The sequence below is a fragment of the Paraburkholderia sp. BR10936 genome (genome assembly GCF_040965735.1).
GTDB lineage: Bacteria > Pseudomonadota > Gammaproteobacteria > Burkholderiales > Burkholderiaceae > Paraburkholderia > Paraburkholderia nodosa_A.
Window position 1 is genome coordinate 166,488 of sequence record NZ_JBFRCM010000007.1, and the last position, 14,822, is coordinate 181,309.

General features: G+C 61.9%; 11 protein-coding genes and 1 pseudogene. 7 read left to right on the forward strand and 5 right to left on the reverse strand.

All coding sequences use genetic code 11. The features are described from left to right. Nucleotides 1-6: 6 nt before the first annotated feature. Both AB4Y36_RS17230 and AB4Y36_RS17235 read left to right on the forward strand, forming a co-directional pair. The gene (locus tag AB4Y36_RS17230) at nt 7-756 is read left to right on the forward strand and encodes an SDR family NAD(P)-dependent oxidoreductase (protein WP_069266906.1); all 750 of its coding nucleotides are present in this window, start codon (nt 7-9) and stop codon (nt 754-756) included. Further along, a complete protein-coding gene (locus AB4Y36_RS17235) occupies nt 737-1,039 on the forward strand; it encodes a hypothetical protein (protein WP_368683654.1) in 303 nt (100 codons plus the stop codon). Before AB4Y36_RS17230 ends, AB4Y36_RS17235 begins: the two co-directional genes overlap by 20 nt. A 266-nt stretch (nt 1,040-1,305) precedes the next feature. Here AB4Y36_RS17235 and AB4Y36_RS17240 read toward each other — a convergent pair whose 3' ends face one another. Further along, nucleotides 1,306-2,793 (reverse strand): carbohydrate porin, encoded by a 1,488-nt coding sequence (locus AB4Y36_RS17240; protein WP_368683655.1) that lies wholly within the window; start codon nt 2,791-2,793, stop codon nt 1,306-1,308. A 1,514-nt stretch (nt 2,794-4,307) separates the two neighbouring features. On the opposite strand from AB4Y36_RS17240, the gene AB4Y36_RS17245 reads away from it, so the two are divergent. From AB4Y36_RS17245 to AB4Y36_RS17260, 4 genes and pseudogenes are all read left to right on the forward strand, one after another. Further along, nucleotides 4,308-4,457 carry a hypothetical protein gene (locus AB4Y36_RS17245; RefSeq protein ID WP_176732903.1) on the forward strand — a complete coding sequence of 50 codons (150 nt, stop codon included), beginning with the start codon at nt 4,308-4,310 and terminating at the stop codon, nt 4,455-4,457. Nucleotides 4,458-4,568: 111 nt separating this feature from the next. After that, entirely contained in the window at nt 4,569-6,230 is a 1,662-nt protein-coding gene (locus AB4Y36_RS17250; protein ID WP_368683656.1) for an Nramp family divalent metal transporter, read from the forward strand. Between the two features lie 1,405 nt (nt 6,231-7,635). Beyond that, nucleotides 7,636-7,815: pseudogene (locus tag AB4Y36_RS17255) on the forward strand (VIT1/CCC1 transporter family protein); the annotation flags it as partial. Nucleotides 7,816-8,755: 940 nt separating this feature from the next. Beyond that, nucleotides 8,756-8,959: a hypothetical protein gene (locus tag AB4Y36_RS17260; RefSeq protein WP_368683657.1), complete on the forward strand. Its 204-nt coding sequence runs from the start codon at nt 8,756-8,758 to the stop codon at nt 8,957-8,959. 345 nt (nt 8,960-9,304) lie between these two features. On the opposite strand, the gene AB4Y36_RS17265 is transcribed toward AB4Y36_RS17260, so the two are convergent. From AB4Y36_RS17265 to AB4Y36_RS17280, 4 genes are all read right to left on the reverse strand, one after another. Continuing rightward, on the reverse strand, nt 9,305-9,706 hold the full coding sequence (locus AB4Y36_RS17265; protein ID WP_368683658.1) for an FAD-dependent oxidoreductase: 402 nt from the start codon (nt 9,704-9,706) through the stop codon (nt 9,305-9,307). Nucleotides 9,707-9,944: 238 nt separating this feature from the next. Further along, a complete protein-coding gene (locus AB4Y36_RS17270; protein WP_368683659.1) occupies nt 9,945-10,397 on the reverse strand; it encodes a nuclear transport factor 2 family protein in 453 nt (150 codons plus the stop codon). Between the two features lie 594 nt (nt 10,398-10,991). Further along, a complete protein-coding gene (locus AB4Y36_RS17275; protein WP_342948337.1) occupies nt 10,992-11,159 on the reverse strand; it encodes a hypothetical protein in 168 nt (55 codons plus the stop codon). Nucleotides 11,160-11,347: 188 nt separating this feature from the next. After that, nucleotides 11,348-13,207 carry an HAD hydrolase family protein gene (locus tag AB4Y36_RS17280; protein WP_368683660.1) on the reverse strand — a complete coding sequence of 620 codons (1,860 nt, stop codon included), beginning with the start codon at nt 13,205-13,207 and terminating at the stop codon, nt 11,348-11,350. 1,309 nt (nt 13,208-14,516) lie between these two features. Between AB4Y36_RS17280 and AB4Y36_RS17285 the strand changes: the two genes are divergently transcribed. Next, nucleotides 14,517-14,738, forward strand: a complete 222-nt coding sequence (locus AB4Y36_RS17285) for a DUF4148 domain-containing protein (protein ID WP_368683661.1) — start codon at nt 14,517-14,519, stop codon at nt 14,736-14,738. The last annotated feature ends 84 nt before the right edge of the window (nt 14,739-14,822 follow it).

Consider the following 14,822-nt stretch of genomic DNA (forward strand, 5'->3'; position numbering starts at 1 on the left):
TTAATCGTGACTACTAATCTTCACGGCAAAACTGCACTCGTCACGGGCGCTTCGCGCGGCATCGGCCGCGCAACCGCTCAGGCTCTGGCAGCAGCAGGCGCGCGCGTGATCGTGCACTTCGGCAGCGACGAGAAGGCTGCGAATTCGGTCGTCGAGGCGATCCGTGCGTCGGGTGGTTCGGCCGACAAGGTCGCGGCAGACCTGAGCGCGGCGAACGGCCCTCACGAACTGGCCCGTCAGGTACGCGGGCTGATTGGCGAGCGTCTCAACATTCTCGTTGCGAATGCCGGCATCTCGAAGGCCTCGTCGATCGCGGAAACGACGGTAGAGGACTTCGACCGGTTGTTCGCCGTCAATGTGCGCGCCCCATACTTCCTCGTCCAGCAACTGCTGCCCGTGCTGGGCGAGGGCAGTAGCGTAGTCCTGCTGTCCTCACTTGCAGCCCGCGCTTCGGTTGGCAATCTGTCAGCCTACGCCGCGAGTAAGGGAGCAATCGACACCCTGGTCAAGCATTTCGCCGCAGCGCTCGGCGAGCGCGGCATTCGCGTGAACGCCGTCGCGCCGGGCGTCGTTGAAACTGACATGTCGAACTTCGCCAAAACCGATGCCGGGCGGGACTTCACCCTCGGCATGCAGGCCCTCAAGCGCGTGGCGCAACCCGACGACATCGCAGGCGCTGCCCTGTTCCTCGCATCCGATGCGGCACGCTGGGTGACGGGTGACACGCTGCGTGTCGATGGCGGTTCCAAGCTCTGATACCGGGGGAGACGGGCATGACCCATACAGCCTGCCCGACTGCCCCCGCGATTTCATCAACCGCGCGACCCCCGGCGATGGACGAGGCGGCACCCTGTCGGCGCTGTATCTCCTTGATTATCTGGCCGCCGGCATACTCGCGCCGATTCTGGGACGCGTGGCGACGGTTCACGGACTGGGCTTCGCCGTGTATCTGGGCGCCGGCGTCATCGCCGCCTTGAGCTTCGCCACGCTCACACTCGCGCTCGGCCTGCGTCGCATTGCGAAGGACGAGCGACGCTGATTCCCAACTGAAACGCCGAATCTGCTCGTTTTTTTGCTCGAAGCCGTCGCACGGGAATGAGCGCAGTAATTTCAGTTCAGCCGGTTCGACGGCAAGCGCAATAGCAACCGACGCATCACGGTGTTAGCAGATCGAACGGCCGCTTTCAGACCGGCTACCGACTGATGCGGTGGCCGGAAGTCGAGACGAACGCGTCATATTAGTGACCTATCCGGGCCTTTTCGACAAATCGTCGGCAGGCCCGGACACTGCAGAACGTCAGGGCATCAGAACGTCACGACCGTTCGCAGTCCGGCTACGGCCTCGTTGCCGATGCGTGCACCGCTGTTGTTCGGGTCGGGGATGCCGCCACCCGGATGGAAGATGTACTGGAGTTCGCCCTGCAGCAACCACCACGGCGCAACCTGATACTGGTAGGTCGCCTCGATCACCGTCTCCGCCGAACGCACAGGGTAGCCCGGCGTCCGGAGCGTTGCGATGTCACGGTCGAGTGCGCTCGCGCTCGAGCTGACGTTCGCGTAGCTCACCGCGAGCCCGACCGAGTCGCTGTCCCGGCCCTTGAACGGAGCTTTCAGGACGACGCCTCCATTGATATTGAAGTCGAGCAGGTTACGGTCGCCCGGCGCGCCCATCACACGCGTGAACACGCCAACCGATTGCGGGCTGTCGGCGCTCGGGCGCCACACCATCTGGTCTGCAACGGCATAAATGCTGAAGTTGCCGCGATGCGTGGCCGGCACGCCGTTCGACGCCGGGCTCGCGAGCGAGATGCCGTTCGTGTCGAGGTGCTGATCCGCGAAGTGATTGTTGTTGTACCAGAAGCCCAGCTTGTAGGTGCCCGGCAGCCCGCCCGGCTGTGCCGAACCAGATCCGCCTGCCGGCGGCTGGTTGATCGCGTACTGGACCTCGCCGATCATCATGACGCCGTTGTGCAGGTTGAACCGCGTGCCGCTGGCGTTGAGTTGCTGCGGGTCGCCATTGCCCGGCGCGGGGTTGCCGTCGAAGATGCCGCCGAGAATCGTCATCGAGTCACTCGGCTTGAACCGCAGGCGCACGCCGAGTGACGAGAGCGGATAGGCAGGGCCGCCCGCAGGCATGTCAGTGGCGGCCAGTACGGGCCAGCCGAAAGTCGCGTTCGCGAACGTGCTGCCGTACTGGCTGATGATGAATTCCTGATCAAGGCTCTGCTGGCCGATCCTGACGTCGAATTTGTCACCTATCGCCTGCTGGTACCAGAGTTCCCACAAACGCGTCGACGCTTCGGCTTCGACGCCGCTCACGGCTTGCAGCGCATTCAGACGTGCCGCCGTGATGCCGTGTCCGTGAATCTGCAGGGCATCGACGAAGAAGGTGCCGCCCTTCAGGCCGAGCGCCTTGTCAGTATCGACGCTAAGGCCGAACTGAGTGGCGCCGTTGTATGAAGCGCCCTTCGAGATACCGCCGGAGAAGTTGCCGTAGAGCTCGCTGGTTTCTTGCGCGTTGAACGTGATGCCGTGATCGCCCAGTAGCGTGCGCAGTCCGCCCATGTCGCCGAGCAGGTTAGAGCGCTCCCAGAAGCCGGTCGGCGCGGCGGCGGCCCCGGCCGATGCCGCGCTTGTGTCGGTGTTTGTGGTTGCGGAAGAGCCCTGGTCCGCCGATGTGGGCGCGGCTGACTCCGACTGTGCATAAGCCGGCATGTTGATGCTGGCGCCCAGTACCACCAACAGCGCTGCGGCGGCGCAGACTGGCTTCAGGCGCGAGGGCGGAGCGAGCATACATCGGCTGTCAATGCTGTTGTCGTTATGTGTGGGCGTACCAAAGGAGATCATTTTGTATTCTTCTGGGAAGCGAACTGATGAATAAGCGATGCCAACGCGGGAGGGTGTCCGGCGCCGACTCGCCGTGGGGGCTGCAGTCTTGCAAAGCCTATTTGCGACGATGACCCGGTCAGGCGGGCCACCAAGTACCGCCACCGGTGCGTCCTGGCATCTTCCAGAGGGCTGCAACCGAGGTGCCGCGTTGCACTGCCTGGACTCTGTCGGCACCTGTGTGCCGCCAGAGCTGGCTATGCCCGTCAGGTTCGCGTTGCGGTGCGACTGCTGGCGTTGCACGCAGGTAATCGCGTGAGGCGAGGAGAAAGCGTTCGATATGCATGATTCAACTCCCGTCGAGCCCGGCTGGCCGGGCAACGTTCGATAAGTGGCACACCGTCAGCGAAGTCGGGCGCTGTCGGCGTACTTAAGCAAAAAGGGAGCGAGCTACAGACAGACCGCACGGGCGGTCCGGAAGAAGCGCGCTGACCCGTCAATCGGGGTCAGCGGCAGGAGGGAAAGTCCGGCGTCGCTAACGCGCGATTGCAGTCTGGTTGCCGGCACACGCCGGCATACAAGATCGACAACTAGAGCTTGCGTCCACGAAGGACTCTCCTGTTTCTAAGACAGGGCGGATTCTATGCGCGCCATCTGCGAGCGCGCAAGTAAAAATTGTCATGCAGTGCAGAGCAGTTCGAAGAGGGACGCCAAACGCACCGGACCGTGCCAGCTCAATGGCATTCTGGGATGCACACGAGCGTGCGCGGCGCAGCACGTGTGCAACACAAACTCACGGGAAATGGTTCTGTTGTGGAGTGCATAACAAAACGGAATGCAAATGAATTTCGTCAAATGGAAGTAACAGATTCGAAAGAAAAATCTTTGAAATAGTCGTTGACTCGGCTCACGCGTCGTCACTAGAATTCGCCTGTTTCCACGAAAGGGGCATATGCCTTGGACAGTTGTAGTTGTCGACCTTCGAATCGTTTTTCTGCCTGACCGGCACGACGCCCGCCTGGATTCTTCCTTAGCCGCCGTCCTGCCAGCAGGCAGACGGTGCGCGCCGCAGTAGCTTCCGCAGTCTCTCCCGCGCATCTCTTCGATTGGCCGCCGTCGTTGGCGTGTGTGCTATCACGCACGTTCGTCAACGCGACCCTGGGTGTCGAGCCATTGGCTCGCGCCGCCGCTTGTTCACGCCGTTTTCGCGCACTGGCGCGCGGGACCTGGCGTGTGGTTAAACACGTCCGTCAAGCTTGACTCGGACCCTGACCCTGACAACAGAGGAGTTCACAATGCCCGACCCTGAGCCTTGTCCCTGCACGACTTGCGTTGCGCTCCCACAAGGCGCGGCCCGCTTCGCCTGACATCAGTCCGCATACGTTCCTCCCACACGCCCGGGCATATTGCCCCCCGCGTGAAGCGAAACGAAGGCACGCCTGATCGATGGCGCCACGTTTCAGGCATCTGGAGGAATCACCATGCACTTCGCTCTCCTCGTTTCGCAACTCCCGCACGTCGAAGAAGCTCGCACGCACTACAACGGCATGCTCGGGCTCGACTCACATTCGCACGGTTCCACCGGCGTAGTCGCTGCCGTCTGGACGGCATTCAAAAAGCTCGTTCGCTGACACGGCCTGGCGTCACCGACTTCTGCCCCTGCTCCCGCACCAGCAGTCGGCGGGGCAGCGCCACGTCTCAATCATTAAGTTCAAAAAAGTACTACTAAGGAATAAGTAACGATGTCCACCACTCCTGCAAACATCACGCAACGTCGGAGTGCCGTGCTCGACGACGCGCACGTGGGCGATATCAAAGGCGCCCTCGGCACCATCGCCCGCCACGACACCGCTCCGCGCAGCAACTGGATGGCGCGCCTGCGCACACTGCTTGCCATCCTCGGCCCCGGCCTCATCGTCATGGTCGGCGATAACGACGCCGGCGCCTTCGGCACTTATACGCAGGCGGGGCAGAACTACGGCACGTCGCTGCTCTGGACGCTCGCGCTGCTGATTCCGGTTCTCTACGTGAACCAGGAAATGGTCCTGCGCCTGGGCGCCGTGACCGGCGTCGGCCACGCACGCCTCATCTTCGAACGCTTCGGCAAGTTTTGGGGCGCCTTCAGCGTCATCGATCTTTTCCTGCTCAATGCGCTCACGATCGTCACCGAGTTCATCGGCATTACGTTTGCGCTCGACTTTCTCGGCGTCTCGAAGGTGCTCGGTGTCTGCATCGCCGCGGTACTGACGATGGCGGCGGTCAGTACGGGCGACTTCCGGCGCTTCGAACGCTTCGCGATCGTGCTGTGCCTGCTGAGTCTGCTGCTGATTCCGGTGCTCGTTTCGATTCACCCGCCTGTGAGCGTTATCGCGCGCGACTTCTTCGTGCCGACCTGGCCGGCGAATTCGAAGCTCTCCGACGTGATGCTGCTCGTGATCGGCATCGTCGGCACGACCGTCGCGCCGTGGCAACTGTTCTTCCAGCAGAGCTACGTGATCGACAAGCGCATCACCCCGCGCTTCATGAAGTACGAAAAGGCGGACCTCTGGATCGGTATCGCGTTCGTGATCGTCGGCGCTGTGGCGATGATGGCCTTCACCGCCGCGCTCTTTGACGGCAAGCCCGAGTTCGGCAACTTCACCGACGCGGGTGGCGTGATTGCGGGTCTGCACAAGTACGTCGGCCAGACCTTGGCCACGATCTTCGCCGTGGCGCTGCTCGACGCGTCGATCATTGGCGCCGCCGCCGTTTCGCTCTCGACGGCCTATGCGATTGGCGATGTCTTCAAGGTCAAGCACTCGCTGCACCGCAGCGTGCTCGACGCGAAGGGTTTCTATCTTGTCTACTTCGGCATCATCGCGCTCGCGGCGGCCCTCGTGCTGATTCCCGGCAGCCCGCTCGGCCTCTTGACTGAGGCTGTGCAGACGCTGGCCGGCGTGCTGCTGCCGAGCGCAACGGTGTTCCTGTTGCTGCTCTGTAATGACAAGGCGGTGCTTGGCCCGTGGGTGAATTCGAAGAGGCTGAACGTGTTCACGGGTGCAGTGATTGCCGTGCTCGTCGTGCTGTCGATCATCCTGACGGCGGCCACGGTTTATCCGGATCTCAGTGGTGCGGCAATTATCAAGATTCTCGTGGGCGGATGCGGGCTTGCCGCAGCGGTGTACGCCGCGGTGGAACTCTCGCGCAAGTCACGCCGCGCGAATGGCACCCAGGATGCCCTGCCGCTCAACAAGCCAGCGCTCAAGGAGTTGCGCAACACGTGGCGCATGGCGCCGCTCGAAGACCTGCCGGCGCCGCAGCACCTGACGTTGTCGACGCGCGTGTGGATGGGCGTGCTGCGCACCTACCTCGTCGTCGCGGTAGGTCTCGTGATCGTGAAGGTCGTGCAGATGGCTATCCATTAACGTGCATCGGGCAGACGCAAGTCTGCCCCTTCTCTAGTGCGCACGGCCCCGTCTTTTTCGTGCAAGCGTATGCATACGGGCACGTGACGCGGCTTCTGCTCTCGACATGTCTTCATTTGCGGGGACTTCGATGCTCAGCCACCATGAGATTGGCACGCTGCTAACGCTTGCGAACGGGGAAATGCGGGTACGCACACTGGACCCGAACATGAGGGCATTGCAGAGTCGGAAGCTTGTCGAAACTCAGGAGCGAGCGCCTGACTGGATCACCGTGCGATTAACCGAGGCAGGACGGGCTCTGCTACGGCGCCTGCGGGTCGGGTCGTGATGGTTGACAGTCATTTGAAGCGATACATTTCGTACGCAGTTCGCAGCAGGTATCGGCTCCGGGACCGCGACTCTTCGGCGCGGACGGCCCGAGAGGGCCGCGTTAATGCTCAAGTATCTTGGCGGTCCGAATGGACATGGACAACGGCGTATCTAGCTTCGATTGGTCGACAGGCCCACGAATCTGCGCCCGAATGAAATGAGTGGAAGCGCGGACAGCGCGCCGAGGTACATACTCCGCCGTGCAAGTCAAATGACGCCACGGCGGCGCAGAGCAACGTCATGTTCATTTGGCGAACGTGGCATAACAGGTCACTCAGTGGCATGAACTGAGAGCGAGCTCCGCCGCACCTTGGCAGGGCGTTTCGGGTTACCGTATCAGGCACCGACGATGAAAAAGCACATTCCACCGATATGCATGGTTTTTGCTCTGGTCTTGGTCATCGCATTCCAGTCCATAAATCAAAACCGTCCGGTTTTCACAACGAACACGACACGGGCTGTTACTGGCGTTTTCGCTGAAAACGCATTGCCGAATGTTGGAATTCACCACTGTTTGGTCTACGGGAAATACTGCCTTAGTAACGCATTACGCAGCCGATGACAGGAAACCCGGTACTGAACGTCATGACGCGTATAGACCCTGTTTGCGGGCCGACGCTCGTAGAGGTAAATATTAATCGCCACTAACTCGCGCTTCGCTTGTCAAGCTGACCCAAGTAGTCAGTCCTCTACTGGAATCGAGCCGGTTCCAGGGTTTGTGCTCGGCGTCGGCTACCACGATGCCGTAAGCCCATGAACAGGTATGCGCCACGTCAGCTACTGTGTCGTTGCCCGTCGCTCATTCGCGTGCGTCAATGTAATGACACTCTGCTAACCTGAAAAAAGCCATGGGTAGCTCTGGAACCCGTTACGGCTCGATCACGCAATTCCTTCACTGGTGTACGGCAGTTCTTGTCCTCGTCGCATCGTCTACGAGCCAGGCGGACGCGAACGGCGCGTGTATTCGTCCGTCCACGAGATAGACCGGCGATTCCACGAGACGCTTGGATTGTGTGTGTTCACGCTCGCCGTCATGGAACTCGGTGGCAATCCGTGGACTGCAGCGGGATTTTCGTTTCTGTTGTTTGCGGTCGGAGCCATCTTCCCGGCGATGCCATTGCTGTGGACGTCCGGCACCCCGGCGATCGTGCAGTGCGTAGGTCTGAGTATTTTTGCATTGGCGGCCGTCGGGGTGTTCACGTCACTGTTCAATGGCTGGCGCGTCATGAATGACCTCGCTCGAGTGTGGGGCTGGCGCGCCGGACGCAGGAGCTTTCGGGCAGACGTTTGCAAGCATGCGACCAGTGGCGCTGTATTCCGATGAGCCGCAGCGAACGTGACTGCGCGCGGTAGGGTGACGGGGCCAGACAGTTGCAGGCTCCTGAAGTCATCTGTTTCACCTGGCCATGCGCCGCCGCGCTGCGGAGATGGCAATCCGTCGAGTCCAACCTTTCTTGACGCGTCCGTGCGCAGCTGATCGTCCGAGTGCGGTCAACTGCCTGTGCGGAACCCATGAATTTAGTACGCTTGCCCGCGCCGGACCGCATCCTATACTTCGAGCGCTTCACGGACGAGGGACACTCCGCTTTGTCCCCCAAGCCTCCGTGTTCCTTGACATCAAGATCTTCTGCCTTCGTGAAAAGTATCGTGCGACGCCTGGCAGTTGCGCATCGAAGGCAATGCAGGGGCAATGAAATGATTTGCGATCCATCACGTCTTTGCGCGTCCTGCAGTCTTCTGCTGAGTCACCCCGATTTCGATGTGACCCACCCTCTGCGCGATGTCGGCGAACCGGCATATCTCGGCAGCATCCGCATCCAGTACTACCGCTGCCCGGGTTGCGGAGCTGAATGGTGCTGTTCATGTAGTCCTTTCCAAAACAGGGACGTTCATTGGACACTTCGCTGACGTCGTAGGGCCTGCGGCGTGCCATTGCCCACGTCGCGCTGCTGCTGCAACGGCCGCGGGAGCTCGCATGGCGTTCACAAAAGCCCGCTGGCGAATTACCTCCCAACTGGACATGCGCGTGCCCGCGCGTATGGCGCGGCCCCTGTCGATGTAATGCAACAGGCAAAGTGGGTTCCGATGAGTTCCGGTTCGTTTGAGCGGCTGCACCGGGACGACGCACCGGACTTGTATGATGACGGACCCGCGGCATGAAGGTTGCGCGCCATATTGCGGGACCGCTATTGGAGTATCAAATGAGACACAGCGTGACAGGGATTATTGTGCTTGCAGCGCTGCTGGCGCTGCTATCGGCTGCTGGATGCAAACGTGCCGACAACACCAATGCACAGAGCGACACTGGCATGAGCAGTTCGCCTGCTGCGGCGAGCAGCGCTGCCGGCGCCAGTCAATGAGAGATGGCGCGCCGCTTCGGGCGAACGTTCCGCGGTGAGTCCAGCGACGCCAGTCCGAGCGATGAGCCGTCGCTCGGGTCATATGCGGACGGTGAATCAGGCTGGTACAAGTTGCAACGGGGCAGCAGGCCTTACCAGGCCTGAGCGACGCTTGCGGCGATCTATTGGCCGCTCCGGCCCGTGCTAGCCCGTGCGGTTGGCAAGCGTGCTGCGAAGGATTTACTGCGTTGAAAGACTTGGGTGCCCGAGCATGCCTGATGCCTATGTCTGGCCTTTTCCGCACGGTCTAGCGGGCGCAGGCGCGGTTGGGCGAGAGTTACCGAATACCGCGGATGGGTGATCCGGTCAGTTGTAACGCCTGCAGAAAACGGTCGCCGTAAGGCAGCTGCGATTGTGACGGACCCGCTCGCGCAAGGCTTGCGCGAGCAATGCCTCGCCGCAGGCCTGCGAAAGGATCGTCTTTCCGTAGCGCGGATGCGCGCCAGCGAACTCGAGTTCTGCAATCAGTTTCCAGTCCTCATAAAAGCGCGTGCGGTGGATGGCACGCCCTTGCGCGACCATCGCCTGCGCGACGCCCGTGGACTCCAGCAGTTCGAGTGCGCGGGGATTCACGACCTGAGCGCGCGATTCGGTGGCAGCCCGCGGAGCGGCATCGACGATGCGGGTGCGCATGCCCTGGTCAGCAAGAAAAAGTGCGGCCGCGAGACCGACCGGTCCAGCACCGATGACAGGCGTCGTGTCATTCATGGTCCATCTCCGCACGGTCACACCGCCGCGGGCGCGCATTCCATAACGTAATAAAAGCAGGATCTTTGGCGGCCCTGACCTGGGGCGCCCTCTCAATGGCAGCCCATCCAGGACTCATGAGGAGGGTGTCCGGCGCTTCCCGGTTTTGTCGGCGTGACGTTCTGCTCGCAACTATTGATCGCCTTGAACTTCAATGGAGGACGCTCAAGGTCGCTCTTAGGGAAAATGATTCGGCCGGCTAGCGGTGCCCCTTGTAATACGCATCAGCCTTGATTACTTCGACGCCGCGCCAGCCCCAATACACGCGATGCCGACTGATCCGACCGTTCTCAACGTCCATCGCTTCAACAAAGTCCATTTGCTCGCCGTTGGGCGTCGCGCGCGGGTATTCCCATATCAACCGGCGACCGTTCGTGAAATAGCCCTCGCGATGGAAGGAGCGGGCATCAGGCTTGCGCGGCGCCGCGCTGTCAAGCAGTGAACGGATTCGCTCGCGCCCTTGAAGGACACCGTCGCTGCCGCCGAGCAGGTGAGGAACGAGTGGGCTTTCGAGTACCGCCTCCGGTGCATAGAGCGCGACCATCGCGTCGAGATCGTCGGTCGACCATGCGAGGTCCCATTGCTGGTAGATACGTTCGATCTCTGCGGCCACATCAGGAGGCAGAACGGTTCGATTCAGATTGTCGGTCATCGTGAACTCCGGTTGAGCGGCGGCCAGTGCGGCGTTCGGCCGCCGACGTTCATTGATCGCGCCAGTGCCTCATTGCGGCGCTGCCGCGCGCGGAAGAGACTCCAGGGGTCTCGCGTTTCCCGCTGGCAATGGAAACAGGCGCGCATCATCTGATCCTGCCAGCCGCGACTCGCACTGCAAGGAAGGTGCGGAGCGCGTATCTGATGCCGCCGGAGGCCCCGGAAACTTTTGATCCCGGGCATGTGTCGCGAAGCTCTCGCAAGTATGGCCAGTTTGGGTGCGCGTTGAGTGGTGGGTCAGTCGAGACGCACCTGGAAGATGTCGGCCCTTCGAGCCCTTCTTTGCCCGCATTGACCCGGCCCAACACCGGGATAGCAGATATGAGGCTATGCGATTTCATCGGGTGCAGCATGGACGTCCTGGTCGACGACTGGATCGGGCAGATCCGTCCTCCCGGATTGATCTTGCGGCCGGCGGCGGACCTGGAAGACTCTAGGTCTGGTGGCGCTAGCCGCCCTTGCCGGACGATGACGCGCTGTTCATGGGCGGCGATGCAGGCAGGTAATGAAGATGCTGCGCCACGGACACCGGAACTTAGGGCGAAAGCATACCGACGATGGTAAGTGCGTAGACGATGGCCGCGATCGTTGCCACTATGCGAATCGGTCGCGCAACCGCCGAGTGGCCAACGACGATGTTGAGATAGAACCAGATGCCGAGCAGTCCGAGCAGCAACAGACGGGGCTTCTTCGGAGTGTGCAATCAACGTGCCTTGTCGCGGTCGCTGCAATGGAGCCTTGAATCGAATTCAATGCGGAATCGAGATAGATCATAACGACAGGATTCCGTATTAAATGTGAGGCGAGCGGGTGAGCCGGCGCAACAGAAAGCAATCGCCATACACATGTTTTCGCTATCAGTGCAGGTACAGAAACCCTTCAGGGCAGCGGTCACTCCGCCGCCCGCTCGCGTGCGCCGTCCGACACGCCGCCTCCACCAGGCTGCCGGGCTGTCAGGACTGCGGGCAATGACGGGTTTTCCGGTTGCGTGTAACGTGCCTGAATAGCAGCGCGAATGCGCAGACGGCTCTCGCAGGCATCCAGCGAGTCGTCCCGCTCTATCGCACGCGCTTCCGAGGCCAGATCGTCATCGCCGATCTGCTCTTCGAACCAACGCGAATAGTCGCCCTTCAGGCGATGGAATTGCCACGTGTCGACATCGATGCCTTCTGCCAGTTCGATGAAGAGCACCAGGTTATGTGCGCGCAGATTCAGCTTGCCCTGCTCGCCGCGAAAATAAAAACTGCGCTCGGGAATCAGCAAGCCTTCCGCGTATTTGCGGTGATGGCGCCGCTTTTCCTTGTTCCCCGGTTCGAGGCAAACCGCCTGCGGTGCGGCTGCGTCACTGACACGCCACAACAGCGCCTCGCCACGCTTAAGCAGCGCAGTGCCCGTGCTTGCCCCCGGTGCCATCGAGGCCGGCAGCGGACGTGCGCTTACCGACGCGAAACTGTGCAGAGCCTCTTCGGCGTCATCGCCCATTGCCAGTACGACGCCGACTTGACGCAAGAATGCCGGCGCGAGCTGGTCGGGCGATACCGTTACGGCCAGCGCGGTTTCGAGCGTTTCGGGGATCGCCTGGCTCGCGCCTTCCCAAGCTGCCGGAAACAGATGATGTGCTTCGTCAAAAACGACCCAGTGCGGACGACCGGTGCGCGTGCGCAGGCGCTGAACGTGCAACAGCAGGTTCGCGCAGAAGACGGGGCGATCCGCCTGCGGCACGCGCAAAAGGTTGACGGCGACTACGGGTCGTGCTGGACGGGTCAACAACTGCATCAGTTCTTCGACCGAAGGCGCGCTGTGCGTGTCGCCGAGCACGATAGTCATGTCGTCGTTGGCATAATCGCCCTCGGGATCGATCACGCACAACTGGCAGCCCGCGCCTGCGAGCCGCTCCAGCATGCCCGCCGTCACGGTAGACTTGCCGCAACCTGACGGGCCGACCAGCAGTGAGACGCTCCCTTGCAGCGGTAGCCACTCCCGGTTTTTCTCACGGTCTTGCTCGTGGCTCTTCTGATTGTCCTGCAAGGAACAGCGTGTCCCCAGCAGGACGCGACGGCGCGGCGATACGGCGGCGATGGCGCGCAGATCGTCGGCGAGCAGCATCCCGATCAACTCCGCGACGCCCGATCCGGCCGCCTCATGCATCACGGCGTCGGCATGCTTCTTCAATGCGGGCAGCGCGTTTGCGACTGCGATGCTCAGGCCGCATGCGCTGAGCAGGGCGTGATCGTTTTCCGCGTCACCGACACCAACCACGTTCAGCGGCGCCAATTCGAGTTCGTCGAGCGCCGCGTTTAGACCGCTTGCCTTCGAAACACCCGGCGCCAGGATCATCACCGCATCGCCGTTGAAAACGATCTGCAAGCCCAGACCGAGGTCGCGGATCACGTCGAGCGCGACGTGCTCGTGCGGCTTCACCGTCGCGACCAGCGTCTCGCCGATGCTGAACGCGCCGGGCGCGCGCCGCCGCAATTCGGCGACGAAGGCTTCCGGCGGGGCGGGCGAGAGCAGACGATGAGAGCCAGTGGCGGGGCAATAGAGGACGCCTCCGTTCTCGGCCACGACGCGCGAGAAAAGGTCGAGGCGCGGGCAGATCGCGAGAAGATCGTCGAGCTCGCGGCCGCTCGCGAGAACGGCGTGACGGCCCGATGCACGAAGACGTTCGACGGCGTCCCACGTCGAATCGGCGACGCGGCCGTCACTCGCCAGCGTATTGTCGTAGTCGGTGGCAAGCGCAAAGAATTGCATCGGGCCCTCCTGCGGGTCTTGGCGGAGCGCCTGACGATTACTCGTTACCGACGCCCTTTGATACGTCGGCGGCCCTCTGAAATTCCTGCGCGGGCAAATCATCGAGGCGTTACATCACGTCGTCGCACCGTTTGCTCTAGGGGTTTCAATAGGCACTCTTCAGCGCTCTCTGCATATCGAATTCACGAACACGCATCGCGCGTACCTAAACAGCCTCGAGGCACGCTTCGCCCCCGTCTTCTACTTCACCCAGTTCGCCGCGATAGCGCAAGCGGCCGAGCGGGAGCTTCCCGATCTCTTGGGTAGCGCAGGGCCCATCGAATGGCGCGGTTTCGGGGCCGGGCAACGCTTAGTCGACCGCCAGAAACCGCGCATGGCCGGAAAGGCTGTGTTTCGTACAGCCAGGCCTTGCACATGCGGAACGTCGGTTGCTGATCGAGCGACGTGTCGGCTGAGGGAATCAACCGGCAAGCAACTGAATCGGACAGTCTGACCGCCCGCATCAGAGACATTGGAAAGGAGGGGGTATGAGAATTCAATGTATAGAAATGGCGGAGCTGTCGATAACGCCGACGGTCGAATTCGATTCCGAAGGGCGATTCCTGTGGGTTGTCCGAGTCGCTCGGCGCGCGCCCTTGATATTGCAGCACGTGCCGCGCAGGCTTTAGCCGTCGAGCTAGCGGCGCGATCGGCACATGGCGGCCGAGGTGGTTGACCGCCTGCACTTGAGGGGTGGCGACGCTGATGAAGCGGTCAGGCAGGCGCTCGCCGCGCTTGGGAATGAGTCGTTCGAGAGCCCGGCGGCAGTGTCGAAGGCGCTAGGCAATGAGGCATAGACGCCACCCACGTCGCATCACTTCGACAGCCTCGTTGGTATCGGGGACCAGCGCGTGGAGAAGGGGGAAGCGGCATCCGCCAATGAATAGAACGCTCAAGCGCAGGAATGCGAGTCGGTGAATTTCCTGAGGAGGACGCGCGCGAGCCGGGCTGGATCAAGGTCAAGCTAGAGCCGTGATGTCCGTGCTGGCGTGTGCCGGCGCACACGTGCTGGCTCCGCACGATGGGTAACACCGCTCGGCAATGGCCCGAGTTTGCGATAGATCTGAAGCGCGAGCGCGAGGCACGACATCGCCGCAACGTTGCGGTCTTTTGGGAGCCGGCGGTCGCGGACCGCCTGCCCGTCGTCCTCGCTCCGGCCTTGCCCCCAATGACCGTCGCCATCCGTTGAAGGTGCGGCACGGCCCGTGCTCTATTGGATGTGTCCTTTTCAACGATTGGGATAACTAAATGAAGACGATTAAACGTATTTTTGATTCAGGTGGAGCAGGCGGGTTACGAACCGTCGGCGGGCGACCGGGCGTCTTATCCGCGCGACCTGCAGGCGGCTGAAGCGCGCGTTAGCGCCCAGCAGGTGGGCATCGCGGGCAGCGGCTATGGCGGCGTAAGCGCGGGCTCGTCGGAGTCGGCCGCGAAGTGGGCGCAGCCAATGAACGCCCCCGCTGGAATCAAGCCGATCTACTTTGGGCACTGACACACAGGCTGTCACCTATACATGCGCACTGCGGCGGTGCTCGTGCGGCGCAGTGGGTTGGGCAACAGGCCTGGCGCCTCGGTC